The organism is Pseudovibrio sp. JE062, assembly GCF_000156235.1.
GTDB lineage: Bacteria > Pseudomonadota > Alphaproteobacteria > Rhizobiales > Stappiaceae > Pseudovibrio.
Genome location: NZ_DS996805.1, coordinates 71844 through 94972 on the forward strand (window position 1 = coordinate 71844; position 23129 = coordinate 94972).

General features: G+C 52.1%; 26 protein-coding genes. All 26 read left to right on the plus strand.

Features of this window, described 5'->3' with window-relative positions:
* The first annotated feature begins 5 nt into the window (after window positions 1–5).
* The 26 genes from PJE062_RS00275 to sctR all read left to right on the plus strand — a co-directional run bounded on the left by PJE062_RS00275 (window position 6) and on the right by sctR (window position 23111).
* Window positions 6–1643, plus strand: a complete 1638-nt coding sequence (locus PJE062_RS00275; RefSeq protein WP_008546468.1) for a hypothetical protein — start codon at window positions 6–8, stop codon at window positions 1641–1643.
* 77 nt (window positions 1644–1720) lie between these two features.
* Window positions 1721–2101: a hypothetical protein gene (locus PJE062_RS00280; RefSeq protein WP_008546577.1), complete on the plus strand. Its 381-nt coding sequence runs from the start codon at window positions 1721–1723 to the stop codon at window positions 2099–2101.
* A 5-nt stretch (window positions 2102–2106) separates the two neighbouring features.
* Window positions 2107–2481 carry a hypothetical protein gene (locus PJE062_RS00285; protein ID WP_014286168.1) on the plus strand — a complete coding sequence of 125 codons (375 nt, stop codon included), beginning with the start codon at window positions 2107–2109 and terminating at the stop codon, window positions 2479–2481.
* Window positions 2482–2714: 233 nt separating this feature from the next.
* A complete protein-coding gene (locus tag PJE062_RS00290) occupies window positions 2715–3266 on the plus strand; it encodes a hypothetical protein (protein ID WP_008546676.1) in 552 nt (183 codons plus the stop codon).
* 41 nt (window positions 3267–3307) lie between these two features.
* A complete protein-coding gene (gene sctE, locus PJE062_RS00295; RefSeq protein ID WP_008546475.1) occupies window positions 3308–4372 on the plus strand; it encodes a type III secretion system translocon subunit SctE in 1065 nt (354 codons plus the stop codon).
* A gap of 12 nt (window positions 4373–4384) precedes the next feature.
* Window positions 4385–5371 (plus strand): hypothetical protein, encoded by a 987-nt coding sequence (locus tag PJE062_RS00300; protein WP_008546173.1) that lies wholly within the window; start codon window positions 4385–4387, stop codon window positions 5369–5371.
* 193 nt (window positions 5372–5564) lie between these two features.
* On the plus strand, window positions 5565–5969 hold the full coding sequence (locus tag PJE062_RS00305; protein WP_208982077.1) for a hypothetical protein: 405 nt from the start codon (window positions 5565–5567) through the stop codon (window positions 5967–5969).
* Window positions 5970–6023: 54 nt separating this feature from the next.
* Complete coding sequence (locus tag PJE062_RS00310) at window positions 6024–6491, plus strand: tetratricopeptide repeat protein (RefSeq protein ID WP_008546856.1); 468 nt, start codon at window positions 6024–6026, stop codon at window positions 6489–6491.
* Between the two features lie 48 nt (window positions 6492–6539).
* Window positions 6540–7124, plus strand: a complete 585-nt coding sequence (locus tag PJE062_RS00315; RefSeq protein WP_157039009.1) for a hypothetical protein — start codon at window positions 6540–6542, stop codon at window positions 7122–7124.
* Window positions 7121–7798, plus strand: coding sequence for a hypothetical protein (locus PJE062_RS00320; RefSeq protein WP_008546222.1), 678 nt, complete (start codon window positions 7121–7123; stop codon window positions 7796–7798). Before PJE062_RS00315 ends, PJE062_RS00320 begins: the two co-directional genes overlap by 4 nt.
* Before the next feature lie 235 nt (window positions 7799–8033).
* Window positions 8034–9029 (plus strand): hypothetical protein, encoded by a 996-nt coding sequence (locus PJE062_RS00325; protein ID WP_008547085.1) that lies wholly within the window; start codon window positions 8034–8036, stop codon window positions 9027–9029.
* A 100-nt stretch (window positions 9030–9129) separates the two neighbouring features.
* A complete protein-coding gene (gene gspD, locus PJE062_RS00330) occupies window positions 9130–11403 on the plus strand; it encodes a type II secretion system secretin GspD (protein WP_208982078.1) in 2274 nt (757 codons plus the stop codon).
* Window positions 11404–11645: 242 nt separating this feature from the next.
* The gene (locus PJE062_RS00335) at window positions 11646–12104 is read left to right on the plus strand and encodes a type III secretion system chaperone (RefSeq protein WP_008547256.1); all 459 of its coding nucleotides are present in this window, start codon (window positions 11646–11648) and stop codon (window positions 12102–12104) included.
* 113 nt (window positions 12105–12217) lie between these two features.
* Window positions 12218–13387, plus strand: a complete 1170-nt coding sequence (locus PJE062_RS00340) for a hypothetical protein (RefSeq protein WP_008547326.1) — start codon at window positions 12218–12220, stop codon at window positions 13385–13387.
* Window positions 13388–13411: 24 nt separating this feature from the next.
* Window positions 13412–14146: a hypothetical protein gene (locus PJE062_RS00345; RefSeq protein WP_008546189.1), complete on the plus strand. Its 735-nt coding sequence runs from the start codon at window positions 13412–13414 to the stop codon at window positions 14144–14146.
* 249 nt (window positions 14147–14395) lie between these two features.
* A complete protein-coding gene (locus tag PJE062_RS00350) occupies window positions 14396–15490 on the plus strand; it encodes a hypothetical protein (protein WP_008546822.1) in 1095 nt (364 codons plus the stop codon).
* Between the two features lie 103 nt (window positions 15491–15593).
* On the plus strand, window positions 15594–15998 hold the full coding sequence (locus PJE062_RS00355) for a hypothetical protein (RefSeq protein WP_008546421.1): 405 nt from the start codon (window positions 15594–15596) through the stop codon (window positions 15996–15998).
* Window positions 15999–16049: 51 nt separating this feature from the next.
* Window positions 16050–16538, plus strand: coding sequence for a hypothetical protein (locus PJE062_RS00360; RefSeq protein ID WP_008547294.1), 489 nt, complete (start codon window positions 16050–16052; stop codon window positions 16536–16538).
* A gap of 38 nt (window positions 16539–16576) precedes the next feature.
* A complete protein-coding gene (gene sctJ, locus PJE062_RS00365; protein ID WP_008547158.1) occupies window positions 16577–17380 on the plus strand; it encodes a type III secretion system inner membrane ring lipoprotein SctJ in 804 nt (267 codons plus the stop codon).
* A 16-nt stretch (window positions 17381–17396) separates the two neighbouring features.
* Entirely contained in the window at window positions 17397–18122 is a 726-nt protein-coding gene (locus PJE062_RS00370; RefSeq protein ID WP_208982079.1) for a hypothetical protein, read from the plus strand.
* Window positions 18101–18748 (plus strand): type III secretion system stator protein SctL, encoded by a 648-nt coding sequence (gene sctL, locus PJE062_RS00375; protein ID WP_008546449.1) that lies wholly within the window; start codon window positions 18101–18103, stop codon window positions 18746–18748. The genes PJE062_RS00370 and sctL overlap by 22 nt, the downstream gene beginning before the upstream one ends.
* Window positions 18748–20124: a type III secretion system ATPase SctN gene (gene sctN / locus PJE062_RS00380; RefSeq protein WP_008546282.1), complete on the plus strand. Its 1377-nt coding sequence runs from the start codon at window positions 18748–18750 to the stop codon at window positions 20122–20124. Before sctL ends, sctN begins: the two co-directional genes overlap by 1 nt.
* On the plus strand, window positions 20121–20600 hold the full coding sequence (locus tag PJE062_RS00385; RefSeq protein ID WP_008546840.1) for a YscO family type III secretion system apparatus protein: 480 nt from the start codon (window positions 20121–20123) through the stop codon (window positions 20598–20600). Before sctN ends, PJE062_RS00385 begins: the two co-directional genes overlap by 4 nt.
* Window positions 20597–21346: a hypothetical protein gene (locus PJE062_RS00390; protein WP_008546756.1), complete on the plus strand. Its 750-nt coding sequence runs from the start codon at window positions 20597–20599 to the stop codon at window positions 21344–21346. The genes PJE062_RS00385 and PJE062_RS00390 overlap by 4 nt, the downstream gene beginning before the upstream one ends.
* A complete protein-coding gene (locus tag PJE062_RS00395) occupies window positions 21343–22395 on the plus strand; it encodes a FliM/FliN family flagellar motor switch protein (RefSeq protein ID WP_008546565.1) in 1053 nt (350 codons plus the stop codon). Before PJE062_RS00390 ends, PJE062_RS00395 begins: the two co-directional genes overlap by 4 nt.
* A 71-nt stretch (window positions 22396–22466) precedes the next feature.
* Window positions 22467–23111: a type III secretion system export apparatus subunit SctR gene (sctR, locus tag PJE062_RS00400; RefSeq protein WP_008546256.1), complete on the plus strand. Its 645-nt coding sequence runs from the start codon at window positions 22467–22469 to the stop codon at window positions 23109–23111.
* Window positions 23112–23129 lie beyond the last annotated feature (18 nt).

The following is a 23129-nucleotide window of genomic DNA, read 5'->3' on the forward strand; positions in this document are numbered from 1 at the left end:
TGAAAATGATAAATAATGTAGGTTCAGGTTCCTCTACACCTGTCGATCCGAATACTCTTGTCACTCCTAAAGATGATGATGCATCCAAAGCTGGTTCTGGTGGTGCAGGTGATGGTGCGCAGGAAAAAGCTGCTGCCCAGTCCGGCACGTTACAGGCCGCAGAGACGCAGACGAGTGTTTGGGATAGTTTTCTTTCCAATTTGCCTGAAAATGATCCGGATTATGAGAATCCGTTGTTGTCGATTCCAGGGACGACCGCTCATGCGACAGATCCAAGTAAATACAACGCATATGTCGATAGCGTTCTGGTAGATCCTGCTGATACCGTTGCAGATGAGGATTTGCCTGCGAACTACAACAATCCGACGCCGCAGCAGTTCTTGTCCTGGCACCCAGCTGTTCAGCTGCGCTATCTGCGCGACAACTTTTCTGAAGCTGATATTCAGGCGGGTCGTACTGTGATTGGTACTGGTGATAATCAGGTGGGTGTCATTCGTTCTGACGATAAGCGCAGCATCACTGTTGTGAATGAACTGACCAAATCCCGGATTTTCCAGCACACCAAGACTGAGCAAGAGAGATTGGCAAATAATCCGGTCTTTTTGACTAAGATCGCGCCATTGCTGGATTTGTTGCCCAAGTCCGGTACGGATTTGGAGTCAAGCCGTGCTGTCATCAGAAAGCAGATTAATGACCAGATTGATGCAGTTAAGAACAAGCCTCTGACCAATAAGACTGGAGGGGATGATCAAACCAAGTTCAATACGGATAAGCAGGCGTACATAAAGCAACTTGAAATGTTGCTGGAGAATGTTCCGAAAAGTGGAATTTATGCGCCTTCAGATCTCGGGACAGAGATGCAGGAGATCGTTAAGCGGTTTGAGCGAGCGCACGCTTATTTTGATGTGAAGACGCCGAATCTGGCTAATCCTGCGCGCAATTCACGTAACGTTCTGACGCCAGACAGTAATGCATCAATCAACCGTGGGTATGCGGTTTTCATTGAGCAGGAACAGCGCATTCTGGCTATCAAACAAGCTGAGCAGCAGATGTTGTCGGCTGGTGGTATTACGAATTCAGATGGAACTGTTTCTCGGTTGGATTTGCCTACGCTGGTAGCGCTTATTCAGAACCAGGCTAGCTTGCGGCAGCAAGCTGTTATCACGATGAGAACTGAGCAGCTGACACAGTTGAACCAGTTGTCTCAGGCATATGCTGAAATGCAGCGCATTGTGAACGAAGCACTGAAGAAATTTGTAAAGACCGGTAAGGATGCTGATAAGGAGACGCACAGTTTGTCTGTGTCCTTTGATAATCCGGGTCAGTTTAGTACTGCCGTCGCTTACATGTTTGAGGATCTTGCAGCAGGGAAACCTCATCCGGTCGAGAAAGAGTTCAACATCACTCGTCCGACGCATGATTTGATCAACAACAGTAGCGGAAGCAAGAACTCCTTTAAGCGTACGCAGTGGGAGCGGTTTTCGACGCAGTTGAGTGATGCGGTGACTTTGTTGAACCCGCAGTTGCTGACCAACGATATCAACCAGGATAACCGTGAGCAGAACCGTTCTTATGAGCAGGCGACGGGTACAGTGCGTCGTAGCTTTGATCTGAACATTCAGATCGCGCGCGGCTTCTCCTAGGGTACATTTATAGAGTTGGCGGTTCTGGCTTTCGTGGTCAGGGCTGCCTTTTGCTTTAACTGAGTACGGAATTCAGAATGCGGGTTGCATCAATTACAATTGGGGTGAACGAGGTCTCCAACTGGAAGGTTGAAGATCAGGTTCAGTTGCCTGAGGGCAAGAAGCTTGCTCCCGTATTCTTACCTGAAGTCCGGCCTTTGCATGAAGTGCTTCATCGTCCAACTTTGGATGAGCGGTTGCCGGCCCTGTTGTTGCCGGATCTGTCAGAGACAGACATTCTTCTTCCGACTGAGCTGAGTGAAATGCGCAAGGAGCTTCAGCGCTTGTTTGCTGCTGCTGCTCTGCGGGAGCAGGGGGAAAGAAAGCGTATCCTAAAAAGTGTCGCTGATCTGCTGATGGGTGATGTCCTGCTTGATGAAGACCTGCAAGCAGCGCTTGCCATGTTGTTGCAGGGGTAGAGGTTATGGCAGCTCTTAACAGTCGGCAGCGGGATTTTCTGCTCTTGAGCGTCTACATCATGACGCAGAACTGCAAGTATGCAGAGGCTTTGACCATGGTTCAGGGCATGATGGTGATGGAGGATGACTCCAAGGAGGTTTTGCTCGCTCGCACCATCCTTCTCTTCTTGCTCAATCGGTTTGATCTGGCGCTTGAAAGTTTGCGTGAGCTGGACCTGCTAGATCCGCTTGAGCAGTTTGGAAAGTACACCCGCTCCGATGAGCAATCCATGCGTCACTATATTCGGGCGCGCTGTCTTTATACGCTCCATGATGCTGATAAGGCCAAGGATGCAATTGACATCTATCTGGGTAATCGACGGCAAAAACTCTCTCAATAAAATTGGGTTGAGATCAAGGAGGGGGCAGAGTTCCTCTCTTTTTGATTGAAATGCGCTGCTGCGAACTGTGGTTCGGCAGTGTGTTGTCTTCGCTCACATATTCGTGACGCATAAAAAATCACTGCACAATGTGTATTGCCTATTCTTGTGTTCTGTTTGGCACAGAACACCTTCTGATTGCGCTCTATTGTTTTCTTAAATGCTGAATTAGTCAGAGATAAAGAAAGAGCGCCATGTCACTTCTGGATATGCCTAAACAATCACCGGAACTCTTTGTCGAAACGATTAAAGAGATCGCTGAGCCGCTCATCGAGCATGTTGATTCACTGGGCTTCAAAGACGAGCAATTTTACCAGTTGCTGAAGCAGGGTGTTTCCATCTCTGAGATGCTTGACCTCTCCAAGGAGGAGCTGGGTGCTGTTTATGAAATGGCGCGCCGCAATATCTCTGTCGGTCAGGTCGAGAAGGCGAAATCACTGTTCATTATGCTGGTGCAGATCGCGCCGATGGAAGAGCAGTACACCTATGGCCTTGCAATGACCTATCAGATTCAGGGCGATGTTCGCATGGCTGTGAAGCTCTATCTGCACTTCATTAGCATGGATGCGACGAACCCTCAGGGTTACCTGCGTCTTGGTGAGTGCCTGATGGCTGCGAAAGAGTATCAGGAAGCTGGTGATGCTTTTGAGGCTGCGCTGCGTATGTTTGATGATCCTGTCAAAAATTACGACGACAAGAAGTATGCGCAAACCATGATGAAAAGCGCGCGCCAGAAGCTGGTCTGACATTAGCTTTTATCCCAATAATTTAAGTATGGAGAATAGATATGGAGCTTCCTAAAGGTCTGGGCCTGGGTCTGAACAGCAATAGTCTGGGCGATATTTTTGATACGACCTCTGAGATGACCGGCAAGGCTGGTGATGTAAAAGGTGCGGGTAAAGTTGGTCCGGGTGCACTGGCGTCTGTTGGTGGTACGCCAATGATTGCGACCATTGCGTTTGCGCAGCACATTACGCGTCTTTCAAACAGCCTCACTCAGGTTGGTTCTGACACACCTCTGACGACTTCCAGCTTCCAGGATATTGAAGTGCTTGTTGCGTCTGTTCTGGACAAGATGCAGGGCACTCAGGAAGCGGTTGAGAAGAACAAGGTGAACCTCACTCAGGCGAAGCAGAAAGGTGCTTTGCAGGATAAGGCGATCAAGCTCGAAGAATCCATCCGTAAGCAGGAAGAAGCTGAGAAGAAGCAGAAGGGTCTCAGCATCTGGCAGAAGATCTCTCTGGCGTTCCAGTGGATTGCTGCGGCGATCTCCATTGTGGCGGGTAGTATTCTGGCGGTTATTCCAGGGCTTCAGGTTGTCGGGGCGTTTATGATTGCTGCCGGGGTGGTGCAGCTTGCCATGGCCATTGATGCCACGGTGCAAGCGGCCACGGGACGAAGTATCGCCGGGCACATAGCTGCCGCCGCCGGAGCTGATGAAGATACCATCATGAAGGTGGACATTGCGATGAAGGTGGTTGGTGCCGTTGTTGGTATCGTCATGGCTGCTGCATCCTTCTTCATTCCTGGTGCACAGGCAGGCAGTGTTGGTGCGATGATCCAGGCGATCTCTTCCATCACGTCCGCGATCATTCAGATCGGTAGTAGTGCAGGTTCCATCGCAGCTGGTGCGGTTTCTTACACCGCAAGTCAGGATGCTGCGCAGGCGAAAGAACTGCAGGCAGATGCCGCAGATCTTGATGCATTCATCCAGTTGCTTAGTCAGATCATTGACCAGTTGCTGGCAATTCTGACGAAGGCTGGTGAGCAGTTTGCAGATGCGCTGGATGGAACAGTGAGCTCCATGAATGAGCGTGCTGACACGCTGAGCAGAACCAAGTTTGCAGGTTAAGAGGAGGTATTTATGAACGCAACTGTAGGTACTAATTACAATCGTGACTATCTGCCGCCCAGTTTCTTTCAGGACGGCAAACTTGCTGTTTCTGAAGAGCGTGCAACAAAATTCCAGCAAAGCGTAGAAGCGCGTCTGGCAACTTTGCCACCAGAGCATCACGGTACTTTCCTGTCTCTCGTCTCCTTGCCGCAGTTTGCTGCAAGTGCAGATTTTGATCAGGCGACCACTGATGAAGTTCTGGGGCGTTTGGAAGCTGCGACTGTTGCAATAGGTTCTTTGGATAAGATCGACAGCACTGGTAATCTGTCCCGTCTGATTGCTCAGGCGCTGTTCAAGTCAGCCATCAACCAGCGTAACAATGAGCTTGAGTCTCGTCTGATTGCGCGTGAAACCGTGAAGACGCAGATGCATGCACAGGCTGGCAAAAGCCGTGATGCAGCTGAAGAGACCCGTACGGGTGCGATCATCAGTCTTGTTGTGACTGTTGTTTCTTCCGCTGTTTCCATCGTGATGTCTGCTGTTGCGATTGGTAGTGCTGCTAAAGGTCTGGGTGCTGCAAAGAACTCAGCCAATGCGAACTCGCAGGCAGCGAAGATGGATGCCAAAGCTGCGGATGTTGCGCCTGGTAAAGGCGGCAAGCTGGGTGACTTCTACTCTCAGCGTGCAGGTGACTTCCGCTCTCAGGCAAAAGGCTTTGATGCTGTTGCAAGTGCATCTGGTTCCCGTGCACAGTCCATCGCCACAATCGGTGGTGTTGCGAACACTCTGGGTAACACGACTTCGCAGGCTGCGAGTGCGTTTACTCAGGCGAATGCAAAAGAAGATGAAGCGATTTCTCAGGAACTGGCTGCTGCGGCAGAAGAGGTTCGTAAGGAGAATGATCAGGCTGAATCCATCCAGAAAGCTCTGGATGACATCATCCGTGCGATCATTCAGTTCCTGAAAGAATCCCGGGAAATCGAAAACGAACGGGCGGCTGCGATTACTCGCGGTTAAGCCGAAAAAGCAGGTGTGCGTTTATTACCCTCAACGCACACCTGTTTTTCTGCGTTTGCTGATTAGCTGCTGATCTTGCGCATCTCAGAGAGGATTGCTCGTGTTCGCCATAAACTACTCAGGGTGCTTGGATAAGCTCTGGCGAAAGCTGGGGTTGGGTGCTCCGATATTCTCCGAGCAGAACACCGCTTCAATGAATGTTGACGGGGTTCAACTTGTGTTTTCAGACGCGCTTGATGGCGGGGGCATAGATGTCACCACTGTGATTGGTGCGCTGAGTGAAACGGTTGGAACGCGAAACAGGCAGATCGAAGAGATCCTGCATCTCAATCTGGCTTGTCTTTCTCAATTCCGGTGCCTGGCGAACCTGCGCAAGACTAATGATGGCGCAGAAGAACTGGTGCTTTCCGTGAGCTGTCGTGGCTACACGGATTTGGACAAGCTGACAGTGCTAGTGGAAGAGTTGCTGTCGGTTGTGAGCCTTTATCAGCCGTTGGTTTCAGCTGATGCAGGTGGGTATGCCAGCAATCCATTGTTGGGCGCGGGGCAGACGACGCTCTCAGATGAGCTGGATGGCGCTATGGTGTTTCACCTTTAAGCTCGCCGATATCCTTCAAAACAATCTAATTTTAGAGCCGCAAAGAGGCACGTTATGACTGAGCTTGTTCCAGAACTGGGCAAAACTCCAGAAGAAGACATTAAGGCAATTGCAAAGGGCGCGATTGGCCGGAGTTTGGGGCTGACAAAAGACGATATCAATCCGGGGCTGGTGATGGCCAAGGGGTTGATGGATACAGGCCGGACAGAGAAGGCTCTTGAGATCTATACCGGTCTGGTTTTGCTTGAGCCGATCAATGTTGATGTTCAGCTTGGTCTGGCAAACTGCGCGGTGCAGCTGCAGCAGTACACGCTTGCGGTTCAGGCAGCCTCTGCTGCAATGGTGCTCGATCCTACCAACCCGCGTCCTTACTACTTCTCTGGCGTTGCTTGTCTTGCTCTCGGCCATATCACCGAGGCGAAAGAAGATCTGGAAGATACGCTGAAGTACGCTTTGGAACGTAAGGATGCTGAGATCCATCAGGCGGCTCAAAAGCTGCTGTCTGGTCTGAACAACGCCTAGCGTCTTTGCGCTGATACCTTCATAAAATTCTGAGGCCGGGGACAAATGATGTCACAAGCACCTGCTACACAAAATGCTCCGGCTTCTGACGAGCTGCCATCCGACGTTGAGGTTGACCTTGATGCGGTCTTCCAAGCACTTGGCGGCGGCGATGTGAGTGCACGTGCTGTGCTTGATGCGCTGCGTTCAGGGCAGGGGCTTTCGGCAGCTCTCAATGCGGACGGTAAACTGGAAAAAGTGCTTTATCAGTTTGCGTATCAAGCCTTGCATTTGCAGCAGAAGGCTTCTGCTGAAGAGCAGTTCAAGGTGCTTTGCTTGCTCAACCCTAAAAATGCTGAGTACTGGCTGGGATTGGCTTTGAGTCATTCGAGTTGGCCGCTGGGTGGTGATGAGGTTGAGACCTCGCTTCGTCAGGCAAAGCAGGTTGATGAGGCCAATCCCGCTGTTGCTCTGCGGTTGGCCGAGCATTGGTTATGGTCCCGCAAGCTGGATGAGGCGACCTCCGAGTTGGTGCGCTTCTATAAACTGATGAAGACGCGGCCTGTGCCTAGCCTGATTGACTATTCCAAGCGCCTTGCTTACGCGCTGGAGGCGCAGAAGAAAGCTGTGGCGCGCGACAGCGATGCGTCATGATCGCAACCTCCGGGTATCTGCATCTGCCCTATGAGTTGGGTGAGGATGAGAACGGGATTGTTGAGCTGACAGCTCCTGCGCAGGCAGAGAAATATTCCAAGATTTCCGGCGATATCGGGATCCTGTATCGGGACCTGTCATTTACTGCGGGCTTGCTGAAGTCTGCGCACAGGATTGAGGCTGTGAAGCCGCGCGGTTCGGGCAGTATGTCGGTCGAGCGGCAGCTGGCGCTGCAATATGGCACTGAGCTGGCGCGTACCAGAGTGCTGCCCAAAGATCATAGTTTTGAGTATTCTCAGCGGGCTGTCCAGACGGTCAATCGTTTGCGGGATGCTGAGCATCTTTATCTGAAGTACAGCGCGCAGTTTGATTTATCCCGTTGGTTTGCCTACGAAAAGCCGAGTCTGACATTTTCAGATGAGACGCGAGTTGGCTTGGAGATGTTTTCGGTCGGGTCTTCCTCTCCGACTGATCTTCATGAACTGATTGCCAAGATTGAGAACCGGTATCACCTGCTACAGCGGCTATACACGCAGTTGCCAAGGCTAAGTGAGCACAAGCGGCGACCTGGTTATGCCTATGCTTTCATGCTGCTCACGGATGGTGTTTTGTCAGCTCTGAGAGCGGCGCTTGCGAAGCAGGATGCGACCACTGGAGATGATGGGCCGGCTTGACCTGATGTTCAGGGGTGAATCTGCTCTTCTGATTTCTGGCCGATCTTATTCTTTGTTTTGCATCAGTTGGATGCTGCGGGTGTTGTACGTTCAGCACACACATGACAGTAACGATTATTTCACTCCGTAATTACCCCAATAATGTCCATTAGAGGGCGGGCTCTGTGTTTTAAGGCACAACATGACCGCTGGGTTATCTGCGACATATAGGTGGAGATAATTCAAGGAGTCTGACATGACTGCAGTATCATCGATTGGTTCTACACCTGCATCCAACGCAATAGATGGCAATATCCAGCTTGATCGTCCGGTGGCGGCCAAGAGTGTTGAAGCTATTCCGTCTGCCAGTCAGCTCCTTTCAGTTGGCGTTTCAGCAGCGTTTGGTTTGCAGCCACCGCCAGACACAGCAAACCTTGAGGTGCTTGTAGGGCAGGTCGTTGCGCGCTTTGAAGAAATTCAGACTTCATTGAAAGAGCAAAACCTGATTGGGCAATCTGAAAAGGTTCGCTCTGCACGCACTGAACTGCTGCAATCGCTGGCGCTGCAGGAAGATATTGCTGCTGACATTGAAGCGCTGGATCTGCAACAGCAGGAACAGGAAGGTCAGCTGTCTGATCTGCAAACCAGCCTTGCCTCCAAGCAGGACGAATTGGCGAACCTGCCAGCGACTGTGCCGAGTGACCCTGATGATCCGGATAGCGAGCTTATTAAGGATCCGAAAGAGGTTGCGCGTCTGAATGGTGAGATTGCGCAGATCAACACATCCATCGGTGAAGTAGAAACAGCGATTGCTGACACCGTTGCGCAGCTTGACGTGAAGCTGGAAGACCTCAGCGAGAGTGATGCCGTGCAGTCCTTGCTGCGCACTGCGCTTGAGGAGATGGCCGGCGCACCAAAGACTGGCGAGATGGATGAGAGCGGTCAATCTACTCTGGAAGGCGTTTTGACGGATGCAGCGACTAAGCTCAATGCAGCCAAGCCTGAGTTTGATCAGCGCCACACCATCATTGAAGAGCTGCGCAAAGAAGTGCGTGAGCTGGCCGATGAGCGCGTGAAAGACGAGAAAGCGCTTATGACCCTTCTTGAAGCTGAGTACGCGCTGCGTCTGGTCGGCTTTGTATCCAACTCCATCTCCAAATCGCTTTCTGTGGCAGAGCAGTCAGTGGGTGGGCAGGATGCATCAGACGCTGCGGGCAGAGTTCAGCTGCTTTTGGATAACGGCCGCGTCTAACTTAATCGAAGAAAGTTCGGGCAGCACAGGTGCGATTGCCCCGGGTTCGTTTAGCCCCGGGGTTCGTGTTGGGCGCTTGTGCTGAACGCATAGGTTTGAAATGATTGGTGCTAAACTAAGTTCAATGCTGCGCAAGACAGCAGGCGTATTTTCAATTTCCGTGATCCTGCTGGGGTGTACAACGACCCAGCCGGCTGATCAGGAATGGGAAGACACAGCTCCACCAGCGGGGCTTACAGAACAGCTGCAATATTTCTTCTCAGAAGAGAACCAGCGTGATGTTCATCTTGCCCTTTCAGGCCAACCGCGACTGGCATCCCACTCACGCGGCACTCTGGGTCGTTCGATCAATACCCGTTGGGTGAACAGTGAAAATGCGGCGCAGGGCAGACCGGGAACGGCGTTCTTCTTTAACGATGAAGAAGCCAAGGTTCTGCTGGCTGATGCTCGTCTTAACAGTGCCAACCGTCAAGAGATCCGTGTTGCTCAGGCCAGTGATGCCAAGGCAACTTCTGATGTGGTGCGTCTGAACTTCCGCGGTGAATCGCTGGAGTATTTCATTCAGCAGACGCTGGGTGGTATTCTTCAGGTCAATTATGTGATTGATGAGCCTCTGGAAGGCACAGTTACTTTCCAGACAGAAAATCCGATCGCCAAAGACCAGATGCTGTCCTTGGTGCGTGTTCTGCTTGGGCGTAATGGTTACATCCTGAAGCTGATTGATCAGATCTTCCATATTGGTCGTCCTGAGACCATTCAGGCAATTGAGCAGTTTTCTGGTGTTGGTTCTGCGGGTGACCTGAAGCTGCGTATCCTGCCAGTCCGTTCTGCATCCTCTGATGATGCGGCGAAGGTTTTGCAGGCTATTCTGCCAGCTGGTGCCTCTGCTGTTGCCGTGGAAGGTTCCAACAAGATCGCTATTCGTGCTCGTCCGGAAGATATCGGAGCGGCAGAGGAGCTGGTGAACAGCCTTTATAACCGCGATAATGATAAGACGATTGTTTCTGTGTTGCGTCTGCAGCAGAGCTCTGCGAGCCAGGTGGCGAAACAGATTACCACTCTGTTCCAGCAGCTTTATCCTAATCAGCTGACTTCACCGCTGACGATCATTCCGCTGGAAACGCAGCAGTCATTGCTCGTTGCGGTGCAGAGCCGTGAGATGTTACAGCGTGTGCGCCGGATTACGAAAGAGGTCGACTACAACCTGCTGGATACTCCGAAGGTTCGTATCATCACCCTGAAGTACCTGCCTGCTAATGAGATCGCGACACAGCTGACGCAGATCCTTGAAGGTGAGGGCGGTAGTGGTGTTGCTGCGCCACCAGTTGAGCAGCGTCAGCAGGCTTCTCGTGGGAATGGTTCTTCAGCACGTAAGTTCCCGGTTTCTGCAAATGGCGAGTCTGTCGGGCCAGCTGAGGATTCCATCAGCAACCGTTTCAGCAATGCAAATAAGCTGTTTGATGGTCTGACTGATGCTCCTAGCAACCGCGTTGCTGTGGGCAGCAAAGTTGGCATCGTGGCCGACAGCCGTAACAATGCATTGCTGGTGAATTCAACCTATAAAGAGTTCAAGCACATCCGGGATGTGGTGCAGGCGCTTGATCTGCCGCTGTCTCAGGTGGTGATTGAAGCGACCATTGCGGAAGTGAACATCAACGATAACCTGTCTTACGGTGTGCAGTGGTATTTGGCCAAAGGCAACTTTGCAGGTGGCATTGGTGCTGTGGCCGATGGTGCGTCCCGTCCAACCAAGGCGGCTGGTGGTGCGCTTTCCCTGAATACCGTTGGTGTTGATGTGGTGTTGAAGGCACTGCAGAACATCACGAAAGTGAAGGTGATTTCTTCTCCTTACCTGACCGTTCTGGATGGTCGTAAGGCGCGTCTTGTGATTGGTGATCAGGTGCCGTTTGCGTCCCGCAGTCAGTCTTCCAGCAATGATGGCAATGTGACTGTGACCAACGAAGTGGACGTGAAAGACACTGGTATTGTTTTGCAGGTTGAGCCGAATATTCGTTCTAACAACTCCGTTCTGCTGCAGATCCAGCAGGAGGTGAGTAACGTGGTTCAGAACAAGACTGAAGAAGGTTCGCTGACGCCAACGATTGCAACACGTACCATCAACTCGGACATCGTGGTTGAATCTGGCCGTACCATTTTGCTGGGTGGCCTCATTCAGGAACGTAAAGAGAATGGTGAGTCTGGTGTGCCGATCCTGCGCAAGATCCCTGTGTTTGGTGAGTTGTTCAAAGAGAACACCACAAACGACACACGGCGGACGGAGCTGCTGGTGATGATCACACCGCGTGTTGTTCGCAAGCAGTCTGAGCTGCAGAACATTACGCAGAAACTGCGCCGCGAGCTTTCAGCTTTCTAAGGTTAGCGACAGCTGCAACACCTATCCCCCGGAGTGCTTTTGCGTTCTGGGGGATTTCTTTTTTAAGTTGCAGACAGGTGAGGGAACTTCATTTTCCGGCGCTTGTAAGTGCTTCCATAACCGGCGGAAAAATAAATGCTAATTGCGATTGTATCTTATTCAAACTGTATCGTTTGACACTTTAGGTTGCTTCGCTTTCTGGCAATGTCATGGCTAAGAAAGTAAGGAAGCGGAGTCCCATCATGCTCGAGAAATTGCTCAGTGATGCATGTCAGATATTAGGTGTTGAGCCAAAAGAAGATGAACAGGATCAATCTATTCGTATTGTTAATCTGGATGCTTTTTCTCTGAAATTCAAACTCGTACCGGACAGTGATCGCATCTGCGTTTCTGCTTGTCTGTGCGAGCTGACACCGGTTCAACGAGACCGTATTCTTGAGCTTGTTCTCGTCTACAATACTCAAAGCTTCCAGTCTGGCGGGATGCGTCTGGTTCTCATAGAAAATGATGCTCTTGTGATGCACAACGATCTGCGTGCTGTAGCCTGGGATGCTGAAAAGCTGGCCAAGTTTGTGCTGGCATTTGCTGATGTTTCCGCTGGTTGGCTGAAGATCGTGCGTGAGATGGGTGCTCAAGCTGAAGCCTCATCTGATGACCTGACGCAGGACACATTTGAACCTGCCACACTGATCAGCCTTTAAGCGTGTCGGCCCATCCCCATCGGGCCGCAATTTCCTTTTTAAAACATAAGGCAACGCCATTCATCTGATGCCGAGGAGGGTCAGAGGCGATTGCCTGTACCGGGCGGGCCACCATGACAGAAATTCTCTTTTCTCAAAATGATCGTTACACCAACGTTATTGCGCGTCTTGAAGCTGCGATTTCCGGCAAATCGGTTCAGGATGCGCGGGTGAGCCTGACCAAGAGCGCCAGCAAAAATGGTGAGGTGCTCTACAAGGCGACTGTGTCTCAGGACAACAAAGATGGCTTGAGTGAAAAGGTGCTTGGCCTTTGCCGTGCCGTGACGCGGCACACTCGCTTTTTACAGAACAAGGCAGAAAGGCCTGAGCAAAAGGTCTCCAACTGGAATGTGTTCTATCAGCTGCTCCGGAATGAAGCGGCGCAGAGCCTTTATGAGCATGCACGCGAGCAGCGGCAGGATCGTTTTGAAGAGGCTATCAGCTATATTTCTCAGTTTGTCTATGAGGAAGAAAAGAGCGACCCAAGAGGTCTGAAGTTTTCTTCTTTGAGGAACCTGAGTTCTTACCTCAAAGGCCAGAGCTCGGTGGTGTCCTTGCCGCCGTCAATCAAAGAGGAGCCGAAGGCAACCGTTGGTGTTTCCAGTGCGTTGTTGATGTCATCTCTCGGATTTCAGCTTGCCGGGGACCAGATGCGGTATGTCAGCGATGACAATTTCCGCTTTGCGTATGCCGGTGTGGGTAAGCGGGACCTGGATGATTATCTAGATACACGTCCTTCGCTGGACGACACTGTGCAGCCAGCTGGTGATCAGGGCCATGGTCACGAGGTTCATCCGATGGATGGCTCTCAACCCGAGATGCCGCATGAAGAGCAGCCGACTTATGAGGCCGTCTTTAACAGCATGAATGAGGCTGCTGCATCTGAGCTCTCCCTACAGCAATCCCGTGACCTTCTTGATGAGAAAGGGGAGGTCGAGACGGGTGGTCCTGATGAGGATGAAGCGGTGCGGGATAAAGCCTACAGCCGCGACAAGCTGAAAACCAAAGCTGCCAAGATCACTCCGCTTGGAGAGGAGAGTGATCCTGCAAGCGAAGGCGGCATGGAAGTGCAGGTTGAGGATCCATTTGCTGGTGCTGAAGAAGATGCTCTGGAACGCCAGAGTGAGGAAGAAAAACGTGCTGAGCGCCGGGTGAAAGTGCACGCTTTTGACCGGGCGTATCAAAGCAAAAATGCGCATGCGGTTCGCACTGTGAGCAGCTCACAAACCGCACCTACTCAATAACAAAAACAACTGGAATGATGCTTTATGATTGACCTTGTTCTTCCATCAAGGCCAACACTGGACGACCTGCTGAGTGGACTTCTCAGCAGTGAGTTGAATCTGAAAATCAAGAAGTCCGATCTGCTTATCCCACCGCTGAAGAAGGCGCGTGCCCGAAGCGAAGATGAGCTTGTCTTTCAAACCAAACTGGTGAAACCACGGGCTTTCAGCTGGTTTACTCCGCTTTGGAAGCTTGGGCTTAAAGGCTCATTCGTGACCCGCAAAATTGAGGCGCTTGAACAGCAAAAGCTCGATCTTGAAGATGCAGGCAGCTGGTTTGATTTTGTGGTGTTGATTGAAAACCAGATCAAGGCGCATGACTGCGATGTTGTGGAGTACAGGGAGCTGATCCTCAAAGAACTGTTTGGTGAAGGAGATCCATCAGATGTGCCTTTGAGTTTTGGTGAACTGATGCGCATCAATGACATTGTCAAAGATGTGTTGCCACCGGCACCGGTCTTTTCCATTGCCACGAAGATGTTTGATGTTGCGGAAGAGACGATCGAGCTGGGGCTCATTTATCTGGCCCGGACCAGTGGCTGTGTTCAGGATGAGACTGCGGAAGAGGTTTTGGCAGAGATCATGCTCAAAGCGTTTGGGTCGGCAGATCGTGCGAGTATCTCGGCTTCCAATGATCAGATGCGAAGCTTCAAAGAGCAGATGAAAGCCTGGGATGAGTTGGAGATGCGGGCGATTGCTCGTCAGATGGCGGTTGCTTAGATCTTGAGCGGAAATCATGCTGTGTCAGCAAGGCCGGTTCTGAACGGACCGGCCTTTGTGCTGTTTGATACCTGACCTTAAGTCATTGAGATCACGAAGAATAACCAATTCGTGTTTTGCCGCTTTTTTTGAAAGAATCTCTTCTGCCTGTAATCAACGGCACTCACCTCATCGCCTTAAGCGTGCATTCTAAACTCAAGAGATATCAAATCACTAGCCGTTTGAGGCCAAAAGGAATGCGAGGCAATCATGACCGGAGTTAGCTTTTCCAGCACAGATCACTTGTCAGCTGTTCTGGATCGTATCGATCATCAAGCCAACAAAGATTTTGTTAAAGATAATGCGCAGGTTCGTATTGGAGGTCAAAGGACCGAAGGCGGCGAAACGATTTATCAGGCAGATACAAAGGATGGAAACAGTAAGGTTTCCAAAGCATCTGTCGCGAAGCTAACAGGCGGTAAGCTGTTTGGCAATGCGTTGCAAACTCACGATAAGAAGCTGAACAACTGGCCTGTGTTTACCCAGCTGGCGAAGAATGAAATTTCGGCGGGCTTACAACAGGGTGGCGTTCAAAACCATCAGGCAAAGACTGATGAGGTTCTTAGTGCTGCGTTTGAGCGTATTCAGAAAAATCCGACATTTCATGACAATGACGTGCGTTTTGGTGCGCTGAAGGAGCTTGGCGCCACAATTAATGAGCTGGTGAATGAAGCTTTGTCTGACGCTGCCTACGAAGAGGTGTCTATCAACCCAACAGGTGGCCGCTTCATTGATAGGGACGGTGCAGTGGTTCTGCCGAACTCTATTTACGGCTTGGCCTATTCAGAGCTGCCGGGTGGCAAAGAGGGGGCGCCTGTTCGTTCTGAAAGTGAGCAGAATACGCCAGAACTTGGTGAGCAACTGTACGCAGAAGTTAACAAGCGCGGCGGCGATAAAGAAGGTGCTCCGATCCTTCGGCATTTCACGCCAAATCAGCAACGTGCTGCAGAAGCAAATGAGCGTAAGGAAGCAGCGCGGGTGTTGGCTGATATTGATCGCCAGGTCATTGAGAATGAGAACCCTTACAGCAGATTGAACCATGACAATGGGCAGTTGTCTGAGCCGGGGAGCTTCCTGCTTGATCCAACCTACGCAAGATTGGAGGCCGGTGGCGCTGTGAACAATGAGCCTCTCTACGCAAATTCAGAGACAGAGAGTGCTGTAGAGAACAGCGGTGATTATCCTGATGTGCTTCTTGGTGATGATCAGCCGATTTATGGGAACATCTCGAGGGATGGAACGCCTTTAGGGGAAACTCCTCCACCAGTGCCGGCCCATAAGGGTGCGCGTTGGGAAAATCGTTAGGTTTGAGTAGGGAGACCTGCTTGATCGACTGAGAACAAGAATTCGTATGCGGCTTGCTTAATGATTTGAGCAAGTCGCATGCAGGCTTTGGAATGAGGGTGGAATGAACGCAGAAGATTTTGATAGTGAAACCGTCAAGATGCTGGCAGAGCTGGGCTTTATCGCTGTCTCCTATGGTCTTGCCGAGCATGCTGACTCCATCTTCAAGGCGTTTCAGGTGATGCGCCCTGATCAGGAGGCTGGTCCTTTGGGGCGGAGCCTTGCTGCTATGACGCGTGGCAATGTTGATGAAGCGCTTGCCTGCCTTGAAAATGCGCCACCAACTGACACGATCCAGACGTATCGCGGTCTTGCGTTGTTGCGTAAGGGCGAGATTGATACGGCCTGTGAGATCCTGAGTGAAGTTTGCGAGATGGCTGCAGGCACGCCGTGTGCGGAGATCGCGGCTCAGGCGCTTTCCTCCAGGGATGAACTTGCCAATCCTGTCAGTGCGATGATGGTCCGCTAATAAGCGTTGACCTCAGGCGAAACGAGTTTCAGCAAATAGTGAGGAGCATTCATGACAACATTTTTGGACAGTTCACTCACCTCTCAGCTGCAGCAGGCGCTGCAGGGTGGAGCAGGATCGACTGGCGCCGCAGCAGCGGGCGACGTGACGGGTCTTGAAGATCAGTTTCAGACAGCGCTGAGCGCTGCTGGTGGTGTGCAAGCGCCGGTTTCTGGCCAGATCGTCAATGGCAACGTAGTCATTGGTGGTGTTGATCAGGTGAGTGCTGCGCAAAACGTGGCTGCGGTTCAGGCACCTACTCAGGTTGCTTCTGTCAATCCAACGGACAGCAACTTCCTCATTGATGGCCTTGCCAAGGTGAGGGGCGTTTTTGCTGAGACCAGCGATAGCATCAATGCGATTTCTGAAGGTGGGCAGCTCAGCCAGTTCGACAAGCTGATCAACATGCAGATTGAAGTGGCGAACTATTCTTTGCTGGTTGATGTGAGCTCGAAGATTGCGGGCAAAACCACGCAAGGTATGGACGCTTTGATGCGTTGATTAAGACTGCGCATTCAATAGGTATAGTGAAAGTCTAAATGAATATTCGGCGTTTTATTACAATTGTAGGCATGGTGATTGGTTTGGCCGCCTGCAACACGGATCTGTACACCAACCTGTCCGAACAGGAAGCAAACACCATGCTGAGCCTGCTTTTGGAAAATGGTGTGTCTGCTCAGAAAGTTGGTCTGGGTGACGGGCTCGTGACCCTGCAGGTGGATGACGACGATATTCAGCGTGCGGTCACAATCCTGAATGCAAACGGGCTGCCGAAGCGTGCGCGTGATACGCTGGGCCAGGTCTTCCAGAAGTCTGGCATCATTTCCTCCCCATTTGAGGAGCGCATTCGCTTTATCTATGCGCTGAGTGAGGAAGTTTCCGAGACCATCACCGAGATTGACGGTATCGTTTCTGCGCGTGTTCATATCGTTTTGCCGGAAAAAGCAGATCTGGGTGAAGAGGTGAAGCCGTCTTCTGCTGCGATCTTCATCAAGCATCGTCCTGAATTTGATATTGAATTTCTGATCCCGCAGATCAAGCGTCTGGTCAGCAATGCGATTGAGGGCGTTGAATACGCCAGTGTCTCGGTTGCGCTTGTACCAGCTCGTGAGTTGAAGCCTGTTTCTCAGCGTACTGCACAAGAGTATGAAGCTGTACTTCCTGGGCTACGCATTGCCCGTGATGATGCCGGTGTCTTCTGGCAGATCCTTGGCGGCGTTGGTGTTGTGTTGCTGCTGCTGATTGGTGGTGTTGGCTTCCTATTGTTCAAGCAGTTCAGCTCTGGCACTAAAAAAGCCAAGGGTGGAGAAGACGACGAGCTTCTGCCTGAAGAACTTGCTTAGTGCAGGGTAGGGCATGATGACGGGCACTCCACATCACTCCGCAGTCTGGCCTTTGCAGGCCAGACTTGCTGCATCTTTGCTGAACCCTCTCGCCTTTGCGCATGATGACCATCTGGCTGCAACCGGATTGGAGCTTGGTGTGTTGCGTGGCCTTTCTGGGCATGATGATTTCCGCGGCCCCTTAAACACGCATGTATCACGTTTGCTTGGGCTCAATGGTCTTTCCGTAGACATCGCTGCAACTGATAAGCTTTCTGGTTCTGATCAGGCGCGACTGGCGTTGATGCTGTGCAGCCTAGGTGCTGAGGATTTTGGCGGTGTGCTGCGCATCATCGCGATTGCACGCGTGCATGACATGATCGGGCGCCTTGTGCTCAAGAGCCATTGTCAACGGATGGAAGCGCTGTTCGGTGAGGATGTGTTTGATATCGCCATCCGTGATGTGGCGTTTTTCTTTAGCACTCTTGGATATTCAGCTGAAGAAGATGATGCGTTTGATCAGCTGTGCAGCGGCAGTGATGAAGAGGCTTTGCAGGCTCTCACTTTGATTGGTGCTGAAGGTATCCTGGCTTTTGTCAGTGCGGTTGATGAGAAGCTTGAACCGTTGGTGCGGTTACGTTTTTCCAATGAACTTATCGAGAAACTTAGCGCTCGCTTGCAGGTGATGCGAGCAGAGCAGCAAGAGCATTTTGTCCAGTATTTACGTCGGAGATTGCCACAATGGCGAGCATTTATAGACTGAAAGAGCTGGGCGCTCAGCTGACGCCAGGCACTCACATCATCAAGGAAGCCGAGTTCGCTTCTGTTGAAACGGCTGATCAGATCATCGCAACAGCGCAGCGCAGGGCAGAGGAAGTTCTGCAGGATGCGACGCGTGTTTATGAAGAGCAGAAAAAGCAGGGATACGAAGACGGCGTTCGCAAAGCGCAGTCGGAGGCGTGTGAACGTATTATAGCGGAGCAAGCTTTGCTGGATACGCGCCTGCGTGAGGTGGAACATGATGTTGTCACCGTCACTATTACTCTGCTGCGTCGGTTGCTGGATGAGTTTGATGATGCGGAGCGCGTACGCTTGATGGCGCGCAGCATGCTGAAATCCTTGCGCGCTGAAAAGCGTGTTCGCTTGCATGTGGCGCCCGAGATGTATGCCAAGGCAACGGCGATGACCCGTGCGATCACCGATGGTTTCAAGCAGATTGAGTTTCTTGAGATCGTTGAGGATGGCGAGCTTCAAGGTGCGCATATCGTGCTGGATGCACCTGTTGGCCGTGTGGATGGCAACCTGCAGGTTCGACTGGAAGAGATTGAAGAGATCCTGCGCAGAACGTCGTCTGGTCAAGCCTCCTCCAATAAGCTCGCGGAGGGATAATGGCCTCCATCATTGAACCCGCCGAGCATGTTGAAGAACGCAGCAAGCAGATCGGAACCCGGTTGCCGGGGCTCGGTCGTGCATTGGTCAAAGCGTCAACGGATGTAGAGCCCTATCCGCTAACAGGCCGGGTGCGTAAGGTGGTGGGTACGCTCATCCATGCGGTCGTGCCCAAGGTGGAAATTGGCGAAATTGCAGAGCTTTATACCCGCTCAACCGGTCGCAGGCTCATGGCCGAAGTGGTTGGGTTTCATGATGATGAAGCACTGCTGTCTCCAATTGGTGAGCTTTATGGTGTCGGGCCAGATACCGAAGTACGTCCAACCGGGCATGTGCAAACTGTTGCTGTAGGTGAGGGTTTGCTGGGCCGTGTACTGGACGGCATGGGTAACTTCATTGACGGGGTTGATCAGGAGTTCGTGCCTGAAACCCACTATCCGGTCAATCAGGATCCGCCTGATCCCATGCAGCGTCAGATCATCGACAAACCTCTGCCAATGGGGGTGCGTGCCATCGACGGTATGCTCACCACTGGCGAAGGTCAGCGTATGGGCATCTTTGCGTCGGCTGGTGGCGGTAAGTCCACGCTGATGGCGATGCTGGTGAAAGGCGCAGCAGTCGATGTGACCGTCCTAGCGCTGATTGGTGAACGTGGCCGTGAGGTGCGCGAGTTCATTGAGCATGATCTTGGGCCTGAGGGGATGAAGAAGTCTGTTGTTGTAGTAGCAACGTCAGACAAGAGCTCTCTGGAGCGGTCTAAAGCGGCGTTTGTTGCAACTTCGATTGCGGAGTACTTCCGCGATCAGGGCAAGCGTGTGCTGCTACTTATGGATTCTGTCACCCGTTTTGCACGAGCACAGCGTGAGATCGGTCTTGCTGTTGGCGAGCCGCCAACCCGTCGTGGTTTTCCGCCCTCTGTGTTTGCCACGCTGCCGCGCCTGATGGAGCGGGCTGGCATGAATGATAAGGGCTCAATTACTGCGTTCTATACGGTGCTCATGGAAGGCGATGATATGAATGAACCAGTTTCTGATGAAACGCGGTCCATTCTGGATGGGCATATCGTACTGTCGCGTAAGCTGGCTGCTGCCAACCATTATCCGGCCATTGATATTCTTAACTCCAAAAGCCGTGTGATGACGGCAGTAACTTCCCCTGAACATCGTGAGATGTCCGGCAAAGTGAACTCCTTGCTGGCAAAGTATGAGGAAGTTGAGCTGCTGGTGCAAATTGGTGAGTATCAGAAGGGGGCGGATTCAGAAGCTGATCTGGCGATTGCCAAGAACAAACCGATCAAGGAGTTCTTGCAGCAGCGCACGGATGAGTTTGATGGGTTTGATGTCGCCCTTGGCAAGCTGAAGAGCACAGTTGCGTGATCAGCCAGATAAAAAAGCTACATCTGGTTAAGACACTAAAGGAGCAAAAGGCTCAGCGTGAACTGAATGCTGAGCTGGAGAAGGTCCGGCGTGCCAAGGAGCAGCTGGAACAAAAGCGCAAGACGGCGGCGGATGAACGCGCTGCTCTGCCTGCCAAGCAAGATGCGCTTTATGAGGAAATCATCAAGAAGGTTATCTCAACCGATGATCTCGACAAAGTGAAAGAGCAGGCGCAGATTCTTGAAAATGCGGTGAAAAAGCTGGAAGACGCAGCGGAACGCGCGGCCTATGTTTATGATCGCGCACTTAAAAATGCGGAGGCCGCCCGCCTTGAGTATCAAAAAGCACTTCGCATCAAAGATAAGTATGGAAAGGTTGCGGATGATCTTCGGAGTGAAGCCAATGCCTTAATGGAGGCTGCGGAGGAGCAGGAGATCGAGGAGCAGTTTTCCGGGCGAAGGCAAGTGGAAGTATGAAGGTTTCTCAGGGTTCGCAGCCTCTTGAGCAGCAGCAAAATCTTGAAAGTATCCGTGGCAAGCAGCCGCGAGAGCATAGCAAAATGTCCGGCAAGCAGCAGGGTAACAGGTTCTCTGACGGGCTTAACCGTCATGATGTCAGCCTGTTTCAGGAACAGCTGCGCACTGCTGAGGGCAAGTCCGTTCCGGTTCTTGCCAAAGACGCTTTGCAGGACGAGGGTGAAGGATCACAGCAAGGGCAGACTGACCCGCTGGACCTGAGCCATGCGCGATTGCTGGCTGCTTCTGATCCGGCTGAAGCCCGCACTATTTCCGTCTCCAACCCTTCCGAGCTGTTCAGCTCCGTGCGTCAGACCTCGACAGAAGCGCGCGTTGATAAGGCGATGACGGCGATTGCGAACCAGATAGAGCAGGCCATGCGGGCAGAAGCCATGGCGGATAAGAGCGATGGCCGTGTTTTGAGCCTTTCTCTTGATGCTAATCGCTTTGGTCTTGCTGGTCTGAAGGTGATGTCTACGCAAGGTGGACTTGCTGTTGTGATGGAACGTGTCACCGGTGACCGGATTGCAGGTGAGGTTCAGGCCGCCGCGCAGGGTCTCATGAGCACGTTGCAGCAGCGTTTTCCTGACCGGAAAATCCGTATTCTTGATCGACTGGAACAGCAGGAGATTGAGAGCGTTGATGCCGGTTCTTCTTCCATGATGGGGCTTTCCTCAATCTTTGCAGGGAACAGCACCACGTCATGAATGCATTGAATTATCAAACAAAAACAGATCCGCTTGACTATTGGAACGCTGCGCTTAGCTATGCAGAGCAGGATATCACGATTGAGAGCACCCACACGCTGAACTTTCAGGTGAGCGAGGCGCCTTCGTCCTTCGCGCAAGGCTGCATGTTGCGCGGGGATACCGGCGCAACTGCTATGCTCGTGCTTGAAGATTTCCCGTTTGGAGCTCAGCTGAGTGTGCCGCTGGCTTATTCGGATGTTCTGGAGCTGGATGCCGGGCTGCGTGATGCACTGATTGAGGGCATTGTTTCCAACCTGCGCAATGAACTGCCTGCGGACTTCACTAAGGTTCAGGCCGAGCTGCCGTTCCAACCCGTTTCTGCGCTGCTTTCCGTTGGTGAACTGGAGCAGCTGAGTTGGTTTTCGGTTCGGTATGGCGAGATCGGTGGGCCTGTGGTTCTGGCGAAAGTTGGTGTGAGGCCGGATGCGCTTTCCAGTTTGCTGGGTGGTTTGCCGCTGACAGCTCAGCCTGCGTGGCGGGCTGTTCGTGAGCAACTGAACACCTCTATCAGTCTGACCCTATGCGAAGCGGCTTTGCCGAGTGCGGATGTTGCCAATCTGCGCAGCGGAGATCTCGTCGTTCTGGATGCGCCCGCGCTTGGGCAGCGCATCACGGTAGACGGGCCGCTCAGCCGCCATCACCTGGTGCTGGTGGAGCAGGGATGGGGCTGCGAACGAATTGAAAGTGTAAATGGTATGAGTGAGTTAGCCGAACAGGTGAATGCAGAGCAAACTGCCGAAGCAGGCGCGGAGGAGATCGGGTCCATAGATCTTTCCCAGATGAGCGTACCGGTGCGTTTTGAGGTGGATGAGCGTGAGATCTCCATTGCTGAGCTTGAGAGCTGGGCGGCTGGAACGCTGGTGAACATTGATGTGCCTGCACTCAATGAGGAGACACCTGTCTACGTGCGTGCTGCGGGCAAGCGGATTGCCAAGGGGCATCTGGTGCAGATTGATGAACGCGTTGCGCTGCGCATTTCCAAAACTGATCGGGGCTCAGGCCTTTAAGCTGCTTTAGGTCACGCCAAAGCCAACGAAAACCAGAGGCGCCTTGAAGGTGCCCAACCAGAGATTTGCTGATGACGTCTGATCCATTCACGCTCATATTGGCACTTGTGGTCGTGGCCCTTGTCCCGTTTCTGGCCATTGTTGCCACGTCCTTTATCAAGCTGTCGGTGGTGTTGCTGCTGGTGCGTAACGCGCTGGGTGTGCAGCAGATTCCGCCGAACATGGCGTTGAATGCTCTGGCGATTATTCTGTCCGGCTACATCATGCTGCCGGTCTTCCTCCAGACCTTCGAGATTTTGGAGAAGGGGAACTACTCCATCGCCACGGTGGAGGATATGAAAACGACCTTCGTTGCCGCCAAAGGGCCGCTGGAAAAGTTTTTGGCCAAGCATGCGGACAGCAAGGAAAAGGCGTTCTTTCTGGAAGCTTCCCGTCAGTTGTGGCCTGCGGAAGTTGCTGACAGCATGAGTGCAGATAGCATAGCGATCCTGCTGCCAGCTTATACGGTTTCTCAGCTTCGGGAGGCCTTTGAGATTGGCTTTCTGCTTTATCTGCCGTTCCTGGCGATTGACCTTGTGGTCTCCAACATCCTGCTCGCCATGGGCATGATGATGGTGTCGCCGCTGACCATTTCGCTGCCGTTCAAGCTGTTCCTGTTTGTGGCGGTTGATGGGTGGTCGCGCCTGATCCTCGGTCTGATCAAGACCTACGTTTAACCGGAAATGTGAGAGGAG